Origin of the sequence: Actinoallomurus sp. NBC_01490, assembly GCF_036227085.1 — a bacterium.
Lineage (GTDB): Bacteria > Actinomycetota > Actinomycetes > Streptosporangiales > Streptosporangiaceae > Actinoallomurus > Actinoallomurus oryzae.
This window is the reverse complement of record NZ_CP109433.1, coordinates 2,737,185-2,751,847: the sequence shown is the minus strand read 5'-3', so window position 1 is coordinate 2,751,847 and position 14,663 is coordinate 2,737,185. Positions and strand designations below refer to the sequence as shown.

14 protein-coding genes and 1 tRNA gene are annotated in these 14,663 nt (G+C 70.8%); 8 read left to right on the top strand and 7 right to left on the bottom strand.

The features are described from left to right. Positions 1-40 precede the first annotated feature (40 nt). Entirely contained in the window at positions 41-1,102 is a 1,062-nt protein-coding gene (locus OG417_RS13410) for a phosphotransferase family protein (protein ID WP_329255012.1), read from the bottom strand. 416 nt (positions 1,103-1,518) lie between these two features. Between OG417_RS13410 and OG417_RS13405 the strand changes: the two genes are divergently transcribed. After that, positions 1,519-2,244, top strand: coding sequence for a hypothetical protein (locus OG417_RS13405; protein WP_329255009.1), 726 nt, complete (start codon positions 1,519-1,521; stop codon positions 2,242-2,244). On the opposite strand, the gene pdxR is transcribed toward OG417_RS13405, so the two are convergent. After that, positions 2,189-3,568, bottom strand: coding sequence for a MocR-like pyridoxine biosynthesis transcription factor PdxR (pdxR, locus tag OG417_RS13400; protein ID WP_329255006.1), 1,380 nt, complete (start codon positions 3,566-3,568; stop codon positions 2,189-2,191). The two genes, OG417_RS13405 and pdxR, sit on opposite strands and share 56 nt — an antisense overlap. Positions 3,569-3,635: 67 nt before the next feature. On the opposite strand from pdxR, the gene OG417_RS13395 reads away from it, so the two are divergent. From OG417_RS13395 to OG417_RS13385, 3 genes are all read left to right on the top strand, one after another. Further along, positions 3,636-4,262: a pyridoxamine 5'-phosphate oxidase family protein gene (locus tag OG417_RS13395; protein ID WP_329255004.1), complete on the top strand. Its 627-nt coding sequence runs from the start codon at positions 3,636-3,638 to the stop codon at positions 4,260-4,262. 85 nt (positions 4,263-4,347) lie between these two features. Further along, positions 4,348-4,941, top strand: coding sequence for an oligoribonuclease (gene orn, locus OG417_RS13390; RefSeq protein WP_329255002.1), 594 nt, complete (start codon positions 4,348-4,350; stop codon positions 4,939-4,941). Positions 4,942-4,991: 50 nt separating this feature from the next. Next, a tRNA-His gene (locus OG417_RS13385) sits at positions 4,992-5,064 on the top strand. Positions 5,065-5,730: 666 nt separating this feature from the next. Here OG417_RS13385 and OG417_RS13380 read toward each other — a convergent pair. The 3 genes from OG417_RS13380 to atpB all read right to left on the bottom strand — a co-directional run bounded on the left by OG417_RS13380 (position 5,731) and on the right by atpB (position 7,753). Next, positions 5,731-6,135, bottom strand: a complete 405-nt coding sequence (locus OG417_RS13380; RefSeq protein ID WP_329254999.1) for a hypothetical protein — start codon at positions 6,133-6,135, stop codon at positions 5,731-5,733. A 599-nt stretch (positions 6,136-6,734) separates the two neighbouring features. Then, positions 6,735-6,908: a hypothetical protein gene (locus OG417_RS13375; protein WP_329254996.1), complete on the bottom strand. Its 174-nt coding sequence runs from the start codon at positions 6,906-6,908 to the stop codon at positions 6,735-6,737. An 89-nt stretch (positions 6,909-6,997) separates the two neighbouring features. After that, complete coding sequence (atpB, locus tag OG417_RS13370) at positions 6,998-7,753, bottom strand: F0F1 ATP synthase subunit A (RefSeq protein ID WP_329254993.1); 756 nt, start codon at positions 7,751-7,753, stop codon at positions 6,998-7,000. 89 nt (positions 7,754-7,842) lie between these two features. On the opposite strand from atpB, the gene OG417_RS13365 reads away from it, so the two are divergent. Beyond that, entirely contained in the window at positions 7,843-8,592 is a 750-nt protein-coding gene (locus tag OG417_RS13365) for a TetR/AcrR family transcriptional regulator (RefSeq protein ID WP_329254991.1), read from the top strand. A 65-nt stretch (positions 8,593-8,657) separates the two neighbouring features. Continuing rightward, positions 8,658-9,080 (top strand): PPOX class F420-dependent oxidoreductase, encoded by a 423-nt coding sequence (locus tag OG417_RS13360; RefSeq protein ID WP_329254989.1) that lies wholly within the window; start codon positions 8,658-8,660, stop codon positions 9,078-9,080. Between the two features lie 245 nt (positions 9,081-9,325). Here the strand turns inward: OG417_RS13360 and OG417_RS13355 are convergent, their stop codons facing one another. Together OG417_RS13355 and OG417_RS13350 are read right to left on the bottom strand one after the other, a co-directional pair. Continuing rightward, on the bottom strand, positions 9,326-10,513 hold the full coding sequence (locus tag OG417_RS13355; protein WP_329254986.1) for an MFS transporter: 1,188 nt from the start codon (positions 10,511-10,513) through the stop codon (positions 9,326-9,328). A gap of 156 nt (positions 10,514-10,669) precedes the next feature. Further along, a complete protein-coding gene (locus OG417_RS13350; protein WP_329254983.1) occupies positions 10,670-12,142 on the bottom strand; it encodes a GntT/GntP/DsdX family permease in 1,473 nt (490 codons plus the stop codon). Positions 12,143-12,308: 166 nt separating this feature from the next. Between OG417_RS13350 and OG417_RS13345 the strand changes: the two genes are divergently transcribed. Both OG417_RS13345 and OG417_RS13340 read left to right on the top strand, forming a co-directional pair. Further along, positions 12,309-13,190, top strand: a complete 882-nt coding sequence (locus tag OG417_RS13345) for a LysR family transcriptional regulator (protein ID WP_329254980.1) — start codon at positions 12,309-12,311, stop codon at positions 13,188-13,190. Positions 13,191-13,309: 119 nt separating this feature from the next. Then, positions 13,310-14,638, top strand: a complete 1,329-nt coding sequence (locus OG417_RS13340) for an enolase C-terminal domain-like protein (RefSeq protein ID WP_329254977.1) — start codon at positions 13,310-13,312, stop codon at positions 14,636-14,638. Positions 14,639-14,663: the final 25 nt, after the last annotated feature.

Below are 14,663 nucleotides of genomic sequence, written 5' to 3'. Positions count from 1 at the left end.
GCCCGCCGGACGCGTCCTCGGCGGCGGGTCCGGCAGAAGGTCAGAGCGCGCCCTCGTCCAGCACCTGATGGGCGCGGTCGAGGTAGACCGGGACCGACGCGCCGATCAGCTCGAAGCCCTCGCCGACGGTCGCCTTCTGCAGGTACCGCGCGTGGATGCCCTCGAGGATGACGGCGAGCTTGAAGCAGCCGAACGCCACGTAGAAGTCCAGGTGGGACAGGTCGTGGCCGGTCAGGTCGGCGTACCGGCCGGCGAACTCCGCCCGGGTCATGAACCCGGGCGCCGAGGTCACGGTCGAGCCGACGGCGGTCGGCGTACGCGCGGCGTCACCGGAGTCGGCCCAGTAGGTGAGCGTGAGCCCGAGGTCGGACAGGGGGTCGCCGAGCGTGGACATCTCCCAGTCGACGACCGCGGCGATCCGCGGCTCCGGCCGCAGGCGTACGAGCGCGTTGTCGAGCCGGAAGTCGCCGTGCACGAGCCCGGTGAGCCCGTCGGACGGCAGCCGCTCCCCGAGCCGCTGGACGAGCCGGTCGTACGCCTCGTCGGTCCGCCCGCCGTCTTCGGCCGGGTGCGAGGACTCCCACTGCCGGCACCAGCGCTTGAGCTGCCGGGCCATGTACCCGTGCGGACGGCCGAAGTCGCTCAGCCCGGCGCGTTCGACGTCGAGGAGATGGATCGCGGCGAGCACCTCGGCGAGCCGCTCGGACAGGGCGTACGCCTCCTCGGCGGTGACGTCGACGGCGTCCTCGGGCGTGCGGATGACCCGGCCCTCGACGTGGTCCATGACGTAGAACGGCGCGCCGATGACCTCCTCTTCGGTGCACAGGGCCAGGGGCGCCGGGACCGGTACGTCGCTGCCGGCCAGGGCCGAGAGCACGGTGTACTCGCGGCGCATGTCGTGTGCGGTGGGCAGGACGTGGCCGAGCGGAGGGCGGCGGAGTACGACGCGGCGGTTCTCCAGCCGGACGAGATAGGTCAGGTTGGACCGGCCTCCGGCGAGAAGGTCGATCCCCGTGATCCGCCCCTCCCCCGGCAGCGTCTCCGCCAGCCAGGACGACAGGTGGGGAACGTCGATGCCGGGGACGGACACCGGCTCAGTCATGCGTCCTCCTTCGTCGGAGAGTGTGACCACAAGGGCGCGTCCTTGATTCCCTCGCTTCGCTCGGTCATGGGCCCTCCTCGTTCGGCTCCCGCGCCTATTAGAACGCGACTCGGTCGACACGCGCGACCCCGGGTGACGGTCCGGCCGTGGCCCGCGAGGGCCCGCCGCGCCAACGCCGTCGGCCGCGTCCCCGAGGGCGGCGCCGCACATCGGCCGGATGCGGCCCCGGACGGGTGGCGGGGAGTCACGAAGGGTAGGCCGTCAACCCGTCGATGTATCAAAACTGGATGAACAGGGGAGGTTGGCACATAAGTTCGCAAAGTTCACTTGGCCGGAGCGAACTCCCGCCCCACCTTGGTAAAGACTTGCACAGTGACCGTTCGGGACACGACCCGACCCGACTGGGGAGACTCATCGTGGCCGACGCATGGCTGCCCGGCGCCGTACGACTGCAATCCCGACACGACGGTGGCTCACCGCGGGGCGGAGCGCCCCGTGCCGTCTGGCATACGAGCGAGCACGACCCACTGGCGGTCTCCGCGCACTCGGTGGCACAGAATCTCGAGCAGCAAGGGACCAACGCTCACGTCGTCTGGAATCCCTTCACCGGCCAGATCGTGCAGATGGTGCCGGCCACCCAGTCGTCGCTCCTGCTCCCGGACGGCATCGGCCGGGAAGGCCGGCGGTGCCTGCAGATCCTCGTGGTCGGGCTCGCCCGCGAGCCGTTCACCGGCGGCGCCATGCAGAGTCTCGGCCTGATCCTCGACTGGCTCGACGCGTGGCAGGTCCCACGGCGGTGGCCGGCGGGCGCGCCGCTCGCGCCTCCCGAGGCCTACGGCGCGCCGCGGGACCGCAGAGCATGGGCGCGTGGCGGGCACTTCGGCGTGTCCCAGGTGCCGCACGCCCAGAGCCCGGCTCCCGGCGCCATCGACACTGGCAGGATCACGGGCCCCGCCGTGGCCCCGGAGCTGCCCCGGATCACGGCGAGCGAGGTGTCGCTGCCCGGCGGCGCGGAGGACCTGCCCATCGCGCGCCTGGTCTCCGGCGCCGCCTCGGCGGAGGCCCCCGGCGGGCCCGCCGCGGCGGCTACCGCCGGCTCGCCTCCCGGACCAGCTCCCGTACGAGCGAGCACCCCGACCTGACCTGGGAGACGGTCGCGCCGCCGTACCCGAGGATCAGCCCGTGCACGTCCTGGACGGACGCGTAGCGCTCCTCCAGGGAGGCCAGCAGCACACCGCGCTCGGCGGCGCGCTCGATGACCGGGCCGGGCACCCCGGCGGGCAGCTGGACGACGATGTGCAGGCCGGCGGTGTCTCCCAGCAGCGGCAGGTGCCCGAGCGTCTCGACGATCGCGGCGCGCCGGCGGCCGTACTCGGCACGCATGCGGCGCACGTGACGGTCGAGGTCACCGCGTTCGAGCAGGATGCGTACGGCCTCCTGGGACACGACGGCCGTGCTGTCACCCAGACGCAGCCGGGTCTCGGCGATCGCCTCCACCAGGTCGGGCCGGGCCACCAGCCAGCCGGTGCCGACGCCCGACGTCAGCGTCTTGGACGTGGTGCCGAGGTAGACCGTGTGGTCGGGGCCGAGGCCGTACAGGGCGGGCAGCGGGGCGACGTCGTAGCGGAACTCGCTGTCGTAGTCGTCCTCGACGATCAGCGCGTCCTCGCGCCGCGCCCAGGCCAGCAGCGCCTGACGGCGCGGCACCGGCAGCCGGCCGCCGAGCGGGTACTGGTGGGACGGAGTCGTGTAGACCAGGCGCAGGCCGGCGGGCAGGGCGTCCACGACCAGCCCGTCCGCGTCCACCGGGCACGGCACCACCTCCACGTCCCGCGCGGCCAGCACCTCCCGCGCGTTGGGGTAGCCCGGCTCCTCGACGCCCGCGCGGTCGCCGGGCCGCAGGACGGTCGCGGCCAGCAGGTCGAAGCCGTTCGTCGCGCCGCGGGTCACCAGCACGCGCTCGGGCGGGCAGGACACTCCACGGCTGCGCCGCAGGTAGTCGACCAGGCCCGCGCGCAGCCCCGGCAGGCCGCGGCGGTCGGGCCGCGCGACCGGCGGTATCGCCGCCGCGAGGCGCCAGGCGCGCCGCCACGCGGGCGTGTCGAGCGCGGCGACCCACGGAATGCCGGGGCGCAGGTCGATGACGCCGGCCTCCGCCGGCCGGTCCGGCGCGGCGTACGCGACCTCGGCCGGGACGCTCTGGGCGGCGATGTCGGCGACGTACGTGCCCGAACCGTGGCGGCCCTCCAGCCAGCCCTCCGCGTAGAGCTGCTCGTACGCGGTGGTGACGACGGTGCGGCTGACACCGAGCGCAGAGGCGAGCGCCCGGCTGGAGGGCAGCCGCTCCCCCGCGCGCACGCGCCCGTCGTTCATGGCCTCGCGGAGCTGGCGGCCGAGCTGCACGCTCAGCGGCTGCTCCGCGTCGCGCTCGACGACGACCGGCAGGTCGAACTGGTTCCGCGGCAAAGTGGCTTCTCTTTTCGATGTCTCAGTGGCCATTCGCACTGGGCCACTTAGATCCTAACGTGGGCGTATGAGCACTTCAGCGCCCCTTTCCAGCACCGAGCGCACCCGGGTCCGGCGGCTGCCCGAACGCGCCGCGTCGGACCGTTCGGCCCTCTATGAGGTCCTCGACGCCGGCCGGATCTGCCACCTCGGCGTGATCATGGACGGGGCGCCCCGCGTCATCCCCACCGGGTACGGGCGGGACGGCGACACCCTCTACCTCCACGGCTCGACGGGCGCGACCAGCCTGCGCACCACCGAGGAGGTCTGTGTCACCGTCACCCACCTCGACGCCCTCGTCCTCGCCCGGTCGCTGTTCCACCACTCGGTCAACTACCGCAGCGCCGTCATCTTCGGCCGCCCCCGTACGGTGACGGACCTGGAGGAGAAGCTCACCGGCCTGCGCGCGCTGGTCGAGCAGCTGACGCCGGGACGCTGGAACGTCGCCCGCCGGCCCACCCGCAAGGAGCTCGCCGCGACCTCCGTCCTGGCCCTGTCCCTGGAGGAGGCGTCGGTCAAGTCCCGCCAGGGATGGGCCGGCGACGAGGAGGAGGACTACGCGCTGGACGTGTGGGCGGGGCTGCTGCCGGCGGTCCAGTCGTTCGGGCCCCCCGTGCCCGACCCGAGGCTGCGCCCGGGCGTCGCCTACGTGTGACGTGCCCCACAGTCTTCCGGCCTCGGCCACCGGATCCGCGGTTCTCCTCACGCAAAGTGTCCTGGCAGGACTTATGGTGAAGGTCATGAACGACCGGCTGGTCTGGATCGACTGTGAAATGACCGGGCTCGATCTGCGGCACGACGCGCTGATCGAGATCGCGGCTCTGGTGACCGATGGTGAGCTGAACATCCTCGACGAGGGCATCGATCTGGTGATCAAGCCTCCGGAGGAGGCCATACGCCAGATGTCCGACGTCGTGCATGACATGCACACGACCTCGGGCCTGCTCGAAGAACTGCCTGCGGGGATCACGCTCGCGGAGGCCGAGACCAAGGTCCTCGACTACGTGCGCTCACATGTGCCGGGGGTGAAGAAGGCCCCGCTGTGCGGCAACTCGATCGCCACCGACCGGTCCTTCCTCGCCCGCGACATGCCGGCGCTGGACGCCCACCTGCACTACCGCATGGTCGACGTCTCCTCGATCAAGGAGCTGGCCCGCCGCTGGTACCCCCGGGCGTACTTCGCCAGCCCGGTGAAGAAGGGCGGCCACCGGGCCCTGGCGGACATCACCGAGAGCATCACGGAGTTGCGCTACTACCGCGCCGCGGTGTTCGTGCCCCACCCGGGCCCGGACTCGGAGACCGCGCGCGCCATCGCGGCGAAGATCGGTGACTGAAGACCCGCCGGGAACCGCTACACTGCTTCATGCCGCCTCGTGCGGTCATGGTGGGTGTAGCTCAGTCGGCAGAGCACCAGGTTGTGGTCCTGGGTGTCGGGGGTTCAAGTCCCCTCACTCACCCCGTGTAGTACGAAGGCTAAGGGCCTGGTCATCGGCATCGACGACCAGGCCCTTGGTGTTGCTCCCCGTCTCCGCTCCAGTCGGAGTGTCCGATTTTGGGAGCGATCATGCTTCACCGCGCCGTGGAATCGCGTAGCAGAGTGTTCAGAAGCGGCACTCCCCGAACAGGGTGCCAGCGCCCGGCGAGCCTCAAGCGAGCCTGTAGGTATCAGGTACCGCAGGGTAAATATCTGCCTCGGGCGGAGATTTGTCGAGCATGAGCTGACCCGCTAAGGCAAGGGGCTCTTTGCGTAGTTGCTCAGGCAGGCTCTGTGTAGACGTTCCCACGCCTGTGGAAGCCAGGTCGACCTCGGCGCACCTGGCAACGGAGTCAAGGACGGGCAGGCCACGGGCACGGCCGCCAGCTATCAGAAGTTCCCGCACGTCACAGACGTGACATCCCCAGCCTTCCAGAACCGTGGACGCAGGGTCGGCGGGTCCGTACGAGTCGCGGACTGGGGCGAGGACCTTCTGTTGCGTCTCGGCAGCCGCGGGCCACTGCGTCTAACGACCTGCGCACGTCCCCGATGCGGCATTCTGTCGTGAGCTGCCTACCGCGAGGACGGGACCGGCCAAGGCCTGCAGGCACCGGGACCGATCGCCGGCGCCATCCGGTGCCCCGGGCTGTTATGACGGGGGTTTGCGTGTGCTCCGGATATCGGGGCGTTCGGCGTACAGGTCGGTTTGGCTGGTGCCGCGGCCGATGGCGATGACGCCGTCGGTGACAGGTCCATAGATGAACTCCGCATCACCAGTGATCGGGATGCGGCCAAGGATCTTGCCGGTCCGGCCGTCGAAGACGACGAGATGGAAGACGACGGTGTCGTTTCTGAGGGACACGATGTAGACCCGGCCGTCGGCCATGGCGAGGCTCTCGCCGAGCTGGGGGAGGTAGCCGGATTCGGGGATCGGGCTGCGCCACAGCTCCGCACCGGTGGCCGGATCGAAGCCGCAGATGGCGTTGTCCTTCTTGTCCTCGCAGGAGCTGACCTGGAGCCCCCGTCCGCTGCGAGCGCGTGCTGGTTCTTCCACCGCCGCTTGGCGATGATGCGGCCGGTCGCCGAGTCCAGGAGGTCGGTCGTGTCTCCGTCCGCCACGGCCAGCCGGCCGTTGACAACCCCCAAGGCATCGACCAGGTCGCCGGGTTGCGACACCGGTGAGAGGGTTAGGGTCCATCGCATGGCTCCGGTCGCCGGGTCGAACCCGAACACTGCCTTGTCCGGCGTCTCTCCGGAATATCGCCAGTCTGAGGTTCATCCCCACACCGTGATCAACCGCTCAGGATGCTGCGCGGGGCGCTCGAGCCTCACGGGCAGAGTGCGGGCACAAGCACGCAGAGATTCAAGAAGCCACGTCAGCACACTGCGCGAACAAGCCTTCCTAAACTGCTGCACGCGGTAAGAGCGGTCCGTCCGCGGGAGCGGTGGGCTCCCGGCTGGCGCGGTCAGACGCGGTCAGGTTGGGGCGTCATTGGGCTCCGAGCTGCGCCAACGTCGAATCTTGGGCCCATTCAGTCACAGTGCCCCCTGTTGTGGTCCTGGGTGTCGAGGGGCTCAAGTCCCCTCACTCACCCCAAGCAGTACCAAGGGTCCGGTCATCACTGGTGGCCGGGCCCTTGGCGTTGCGGTCGATCAGCGGGCGGCGCGGGCGCCGCCGCGACGGCGGCCGATCCGGATTCCGCTGAACACCAAGTCGGCGAGGAAGACCAAGATCCCGATAATCAGCAGGAAGAACAGGCCTTTCACCACCCACCCCGCGATGCCGAGTGCCACCGCCACGAGGATGAGGGCCAGGAACAGCGCCATGTCACGCCTCCTTATGGAGAGTCCCTGTTCGGGGCATACCCGCCGGATGACGCCCGTACGACCCGGGCGCGTACGACGTGAATCGGGAGCTACACGCCCAACGCGTCGCCGATGGAGTAGGCGGCGATCAGCGTGAACACGTACGCCTGAACGGCCTGGACGAACACCTCCAGGGCGGTGACGACCACCGTGAAGGCCACGCCGACGACGCCGACGGGCACGCCGAGCGGCGTCGGTGCCTGGATGAGGAAGTGGTAGCCGACCGTGGCGAAGAGCGCCACGAGCAGATGGCCGGCGAACATGGTGGCGAACAGCCGCACGGCGTGGGTGAACGGCCGCAGGACGAACGCGGACAGGAACTCCAGCGGCGCGACGAGAACGGTTTCCCCCCTGGACAGGCCTGGCGGGCAGGTGGCGTGCCTGATGAAGCCGACCAGGCCGTGGGTCCGGACACCGACCACCCACATGATCACGTACACCAGCCCGGCGAGCACGGCGGGAAAGGCGATGTGCCCGGTCACCGGAAACTGGGCCGGCGGCACCACCGCCATCAGGTTCGCCATCCAGACGAAGAAGAACAGCGAGAACAGCAGCCCCATCCAGCGGTCGCCCCGGACGCCCATCATCGGCCGGGCGATCTGATCGCGGACGAACAGGTAGGCCAGCTCGCCGAGATTCTGCATCCGGCCGGGCACGATCGCCGGCCGGGCGAACGCCGCCCAGAAGAACGCCGGCACGGCGGCCGTGACGAGCAGGCACAGCACGATCGGCTTGTGGACCGCGACCGGCCCGAGGCGGAACAGCGGCTTCCATTCGAACAGGCCCAGGCCTGGCGGCTCGAACATCTGCGCCCCCGAACTCGGAAACTCAAGACACCGTATGGAGTTAACTTGATACAGCGTATCGAGTTTTCCTTCGATGGGAAGCTGGGTGGGTGAAGGAGCGTGAGAATCTCTGGCTCCGGCCCGAGCAGCCGGCGCGCGGTCCCCGGCCACGCTTCGGCCGGGCGGAGATGACCCGGGCCGCGATCGCCATCGCGGACGCCGAGGGACTGGCCGCCCTGTCCATGCGACGGCTGGCGGCCGACCTGGACGCCGGGCCGATGTCGCCGTACTCCTACATCACCGGCAAGGACGAGCTCATCGAGTTGATGGTCGACGCCGTCACCGCGGAGTTCCTCCGCCCGGACGGTGCGGCGTGCGGCGACTGGCGGACCGAGTTGCGCGGTCTCGCGAGACGCATGCGGTCGGCCATGCACCGCCACCCCTGGCTGGCGGAGATCGGCCTACGGCGCCAGGCCGCGAGCCCCAACCGGATCCGGCTCTTCGAGCAGGTCCTCGGCGTCCTGGACGCCTTGGAGCTGAGCATGGACGCGATGCTCACCACGATGATCATGATCTTCGTCCACGTCTACGGGTTCGTGCAGATCGAACTCGCCGATCAGGAGGCGCAGAGACGCACCGGCCTGGAGCTCTCCGACTGGATGCGGCGGCAGCTCCCGTACATCGAATCGGTCGTCAGCGCCGGCGACCACCCGATGTTCGCCCGGATGACCGCGGAGGCCGGCCGCACCCTGACCGGATTCGACGAGCGCTGGGAGTACGGCCTCGAACGCCTCCTGGACAGCATCCAGGGATCGGCCGGGGGCCGTCGGGCCGCCGGTGAGGCGGGATCTCCCGTGTGACAGCGTGGGAGACCCGTCGCATCGATCGACCGGCGGGGCCGTCACCATGCGAAAGAGGAGGCAACATGTCGAAGCCGCCGCTCCCGGAGTCCGCGGTCGCCATGCTCAAGAAGGCCAACCCGGCGGTCATCGCCACCCTGCGGTCCGACGGCCAGCCGATCTCCACGGCCACCTGGTATCTGTGGGACGACGGCCGGGTGCTGATCAACATGGACGAGGGCCGCAAACGGCTCGACCACATCCGGGGCGATGACCGGGTCTCGCTGACGGTCCTCGACGGCGACGACTGGTACAGCCACGTCACCCTGATCGGCCACGTCGCCGAGACGCGCGCCGACGAGACTCTGGCCGACATCGACCGGCTGTCCCAGCAGTACACCGGGCAGCCGTACCCGCAGCGCGACCGCGGCCGGGTCAGCGCCTGGATCGAGATCGACCGCTGGCACGGCTGGGGCAGCTTCAAGGACAGCGGCCAGGCGGGCGGCTGACGCTTTTCCCAGAGACCGCCCGGAAACGCTCGCCCGTCGGTCCGGGCCGCCGCTGAGAGACGGCCCGGCGACGGCGTGCGGCGCGTTCCGGTGCGGTCAGGCCCGTGACGGGTTCGGTACCCGAGGGCGTCGCGCGTACGATGTCGCGGCCGAGGGACAGGTCGCGGGTCTCGCGGTCGGCGGCGTTCGCCGACGCGGCACTCGACGGCCTGCGAGCGGCCGACCACACGTCACCCCGGGCGAGGTCACACGCGGGTGTCCGCGCTTGGCTCGGAGGTGCCGGCCGTCACCGCGGTGACGGCGAATCCGCTGAGGCGCAGGAGCACCGGCGTGAGGACGAGCAGGGCGGCCGCCATCGCGGCGACGGCGATCATCGCCCCGCGCAGTCCTGCGGCGTCGGCCCACGCGCCGACGTAGACGGGGCCGAGCAGGAAGCCGAGGTAGGAGACGGTGCTCACGATGGACGTCGCGCGCCCCCGGTAGGCCTCCTCGACGTTGCGCGAGACGATGCCGAGGAGCGTGGGGAAGAGCACTGCGGTTCCGGCGCCGGCCAGCACGAGCCCCAGCGTGGCGACGAGCAGCGTCGGGGCGCCCGCGATGACGAGCGCGCCGCCGGCGGCGGCCAGCGCGCCCGCCAGAATGACGGACCGGGCGTGGGTGGTCTTCAGGCCTCCGGCCGAGAAACGCGTGATCGCGACGGTTCCCGCGAAGACGGCGGGCGCCACGGTGGTGAGCCATGCCCCGGCGTGCAACTCGTCCTGCGCGAAGACCGCGCTCCAGCTCTGGTGGGCGTTCTCGCTGGCGAACGCGAGGGCGCCCAGCGCGCCGACGAGCAGAAGCGGGGCGAGGCGGACACGGGCGGGCGCCGGTGCCTCGCCCACCGCCGCCCCGTCGTCGGCGATGGCGCTGCGCGAGATCGCGGCGAGCATGACGACCCCGGCGACCAGGCAGAGAACGGTCACCGCGACGAACGGCACGGCGAGCGGCCACGAGGCGGCGGAAGTGACCCCCGCGCCGAGACTGGTCAGGACGACGAAGGTGGAGAAGACGCCGTGCACACGGGTGATGACCGGCCGTCCGGCGATCTTCTCGGCGCGGCCCGCCACCGCGTTCATCGTCACATCGGCCGCGCCGCTGGAAGCGCCCGCGACCCCGAGACCGACGCACAGACTCGGCAGGTTCACCGCGGTCAGGGCCAGGCCGGCGCCGACTACACCGAGCAGGCCGATCGCGCCGGCAGCGACCTTGAGACCCCAGCGGTCGAGCGCCCGGCCCGCCAGCAGCATCGCCGGGAGGGCACCGGCTCCCACGAAGAGGAGGGCGAACCCGAGCCGGCCGTCGCTGACACCGGCCTGGTGTTGCACCCGGGGCACCGAGGCGCCCCACACGCCCCAGAACGAACCGAAGGCTGCGAAGGCGACGAACGCGGACACGACCAGGCTGCGGGACGAGTTGATGAGGGCTCCTTCTGACCCGGCTCGGCACTGCGCCGCGATCTTCGCAGGGGCGGTCCGGCCTTCGCAAGACGCTTCCGGCGGCCGGACGGGCGGGACCACGGACGGACAGGCACCACGGACGGGGGCCGCGGGTTACGAGCCGACGAAGGTGTTCATGAGGAGGACGCCGCCCAGGCCGAGCACCGACAGAGCCGTCGTGTACGTCGTACGGATCTTGATCGCGTCCATCACCGAGAGGTTCAGGTACTGCTTGAAGAGCCAGAACCCGGGGTCGTTGACGTGGCTGGCGGCGATGCTGCCGCAGGTCACGGCGAGCACCATCAGCTCCGGTGAGGTTCCCGAGCTCTGCACGAGCGGGAGCACGATGCCCGCGGCGGTCACGACCGCGACCGAGGCCGAGCCGACGGCGATGCGCAGCAGCACCGCGATGGCCCAGGCCAGGAAGATCGCGGAGATGTGCCAGCCCCGGGTGAAGTCGGCGATGTAGTCGGCGATCCCGGACTTGACGAGGACCTCCTTGAAGGCGCCGCCCGCGCCGATGACCAGGATGATCATGGCCATCGGCTTGACCGCCTCGGCGCACGAGTCCATCGCGGCCTGGAAACGGCCCCGCGGCGCGACGGCGGTGGCGGAGACCGCGGGAGGGGCGGTCGCCGTGGCCACGCCCTCACCGCCGGCCGGGCCCTCGGCGCCGCCGGGCGCGGGGGCGCCGTCGCCGGTCTCGGCCGCGGACCCGGCGGTGTCCTCCGCTCGCCCGATCTTGGGGCCGAGGAGGACGACGGCCAGGAGCAGGGCGATGAGCAGGGCGACCGGCGCCTCGCCGAAGAACTCCAGGTAGGGCAGGACCGCGTTGCCGTCGCTCATGCTGAGCTCCGCGACGGCCGAGGCGCCCATCAACACGATCGGGATGACGACGATCGTGACGCACGTGCCGAACCTCGGCAGCTCGTCCTCGGCGAACACCCGGTTGGTGATGAGCGAGACCGGGACACGCGGGTTGACCCGCCTGACGAAGGCCAGCCGCGGCCACACGTAGCAGATGATCGAGGCGGAGACGATGGCGATCGGGAGGCCGTAGAGCAGCGTGAGGCCCTGGCTGGCGTGGAACGTGCCGGTCACGGCGGCCGGGCCGGGGTGGGGCGGCAGGAAGCTGTGCATGGTCGACAGGGTCATCGACATCGGCAGCCCGACCCACAGGAGCGGCAGCCGGTACTCACGGACGATGGTGAACACCAGCGGGATGAGGAGCACGAAGCCGACCTCGTAGAACATCGTGATGCCGATGCAGATCGAGGTCAGGACCATCGCGAGCTGGACCCGGCCGATGCCGAACACGTTGACCAGCGAGGTGGTGATCCGCTGCGCGGCGCCGCTGTCGGCGAGGACCTTGCCGAGCATGGCACCGAACCCCAGGATCAGGATCAGCTCGTCGAGCTGGTCGCCGACGCCGGTGACCATCGCGTCGTAGACCTTGGTGAGCGACAGGCCCCGCGCGAGTCCCACGAACAGGGCGGCGATGAACAGGGCGATGAAGCCGTTGATCCTGAACTTGGTCATCAGGACGAGCAGCAGCACTACGGCGAGTGCCACGATTATCAGGGGCATTTCGCTCTCCTTCCGGCGGCGCGGCCCGAGCGCGTCCCGAGCGCGGCGCGCGGGCGTGGCCGTGCCATGTGATGGAGATCACTGGCGGTGGTATCGAGGAGCGTAGAATCGTCGACTAATGCGTGTCCAAACCCGATGAGACATCAAGTGATACCTTTACGGCATCATGTTCTCGTTCGACCAGCTTCGCGGTTTCGTCGCCGTGGCCGAAGAACTCCATTTCGGGCGTGCCGCCGAGCGGCTCAACATGACGCAGCCGCCGCTGAGCCGGCAGATCCAGAAGCTGGAGCGAGCGATCGGGGTCCAGCTCTTCGAGCGCGACAACCGCCGCGTCGAGCTGACCGCGGCGGGAAGGGCGTTCCTGTCCGAGGCCAGGCGCCTCCTCGCACTCGCCGACAACGCGCCCGACCTGGCCCGGAGGATCTCGGCCGGGTCGGCGGGCACGGTCCGCATCGGGTTCACGGCGGTCTCGATGCTCGCCGTCCTGCCCACGGTGTTGCGCCGCATCGACGAGAGGCTGCCCGACGTCGACGTCGACCTGCACGAGATGGTCACCGGGGAACAGATCGAGGCGCTGCTCGCCCACGAGCTCGACCTCGGCGTGGCACGGCCGCCGTTCGACCCGGAGGTCTTCGACTCCCGGGTGATCAGCCGCGAGGCGATCGTGCTCGCCGTCCCGGCCGGTCACCGGCTCACCGGCCTCGGCCGTCCCGTCGAGGCGGCGGACCTGGCCAGCGAGCCCCTGATCATGCACGCTCCCACCAAGGCCCGTTACTTCTACGACCTCGTCGTCAGCCTCGTCCCGATCAGCCACCGGAACGTCGTGCACAGCGTCAGCCAGGTGCTGACGATGGTCTGGCTGGTCTCCGCGGGCCGGGGGATCGCCTTCGTCCCCGAGGCCGCCACACGCCTGGGCATCGAGGGTGTGGAGTTCCTCCCGCTCGCCGGCGTCGACAAGCCGGTGGAGCTGCACCTGCTCTGGCTGAAGGAGTCCAAGAACCCCGCCCTGTGGCAGGTCCTCACCCATTTCGAAGGGTTCTCGGTGTGACCGGCGCGATGCTCCGCGAGCATCGGCCGATGCAAAGTTGATCCTGGCCGGGTATCGCGGGCCGTTCTACCGTGGTCCTGCCGTACGGCACTCCCACCGGTCCTACGAAGGGTGAGCACGTGGCTCGCACGCCCACCATCGCGTCGGTCGAGGTCGTCCCCGTCGCCGGCCACGACTCGATGCTGTTGAACCTGTCCGGCGCGCACGGGCCGTTCTTCACGCGGAACATCACCGTGGTCTCCGACAGCGAGGGCCGTACGGGACTGGGCGAGGTCCCCGGGGGCGCACCGATCGCCGACACGATCAACGAGGCCGCGGAGCTCCTCGTGGGGCGGCCCGTCGCGCTGCTCGGCCCCCTGCTCCGCGAGGTGGCCCTCCGGTTCGCGGACCGCGACCGCGGCGGTCGCGGCCGGCAGACCTTCGACCAGCGCACGACCGTCCACGCCGTCACGGCGCTCGAATCCGCGCTGCTGGACCTGCTCGGTCAGCACCTGGAAGTCCCCGTCGCCGCGTTGCTCGGCGACGGCCCGCAGCGTGACGCCGTACCCGTGCTCGGCTACCTGTTCTACGTCGGCGACCACGCCGCGACCGGCCTTCCGTACGTCGTGGAGGAGCGCGCCGCCGACGACTGGGAACGGCTGCGCCGCCGCGAGGCGCTCGACGCCGAGTCGATCGTCGCGCTGGCCGAGGCCGCCCAGGCACGCTACGGATTCGCCGACTTCAAGCTCAAGGGCGGTGTGTTCGCCGGCGAGCAGGAGATGGAGGCCGTGCGCGCGCTCGCCGCCCGCTTCCCGGACGCCCGGGTGACGCTGGACCCCAACGGCGCCTGGTCGCTCTCCGACGCCATCGCGCTGTGCGGCGACGCCGGCGACGTCCTCGCGTACGCGGAGGACCCGTGCGGCGCCGAGGACGGCTTCTCCGGGCGGGAGGCGATGGCGGAGTTCCGCCGTGCGACCGGCCTGCCGACGGCGACCAACATGATCGCGACCGACTGGCGCCAGCTGGCGCACGCGGTCCGCGCGAACGCGGTCGACATCCCCCTGGCCGATCCGCACTTCTGGACGATGCGCGGGGCCGTCCGCGTCGCCCAGCTGTGCCATGACTTCGGGCTGACCTGGGGCTCGCACTCCAACAACCACTTCGACATCTCGCTGGCCATGTTCACCCACGTCGGCGCCGCCGCACCGGGCGAGATCACGGCTCTGGACACCCACTGGATCTGGCAGGACGGCCAGCGGCTGACCACGGCGCCGCTCGAGATCCACGACGGCCGGATCGCGGTCCCGCGGCGTCCCGGCCTGGGGGTCGAGCTCGACCGCGACGCGCTGGCGGCGGCGCACGAGCGGTACGTCCGGCACGCGCTGGGAGCGCGGGACGACACCGTCGCGATGCGGTCCCTGGTACCGGACTGGTCCTTCGACCCGAAGCGGCCCGCGCTGGTCCGCTGACCCGGCCCCCGGGTGGGCCGACCGT

Excerpts from the sequence above, each read along its gene's own strand:
- OG417_RS13410 (WP_329255012.1), bottom strand. The coding sequence starts at position 1,102 with ATGACTGAGCCGGTGTCCGTCCCCGGCATCGACGTTCCCCACCTGTCG.
- OG417_RS13395 (WP_329255004.1), top strand. The coding sequence starts at position 3,636 with ATGAGCACTTCAGCGCCCCTTTCCAGCACCGAGCGCACCCGGGTCCGG.
- orn (WP_329255002.1), top strand. The coding sequence starts at position 4,348 with ATGAACGACCGGCTGGTCTGGATCGACTGTGAAATGACCGGGCTCGAT.
- OG417_RS13375 (WP_329254996.1), bottom strand. The coding sequence starts at position 6,908 with ATGGCGCTGTTCCTGGCCCTCATCCTCGTGGCGGTGGCACTCGGCATC.
- atpB (WP_329254993.1), bottom strand. The coding sequence starts at position 7,753 with ATGTTCGAGCCGCCAGGCCTGGGCCTGTTCGAATGGAAGCCGCTGTTC.
- OG417_RS13360 (WP_329254989.1), top strand. The coding sequence starts at position 8,658 with ATGTCGAAGCCGCCGCTCCCGGAGTCCGCGGTCGCCATGCTCAAGAAG.
- OG417_RS13350 (WP_329254983.1), bottom strand. The coding sequence starts at position 12,142 with ATGCCCCTGATAATCGTGGCACTCGCCGTAGTGCTGCTGCTCGTCCTG.
- OG417_RS13345 (WP_329254980.1), top strand. The coding sequence starts at position 12,309 with ATGTTCTCGTTCGACCAGCTTCGCGGTTTCGTCGCCGTGGCCGAAGAA.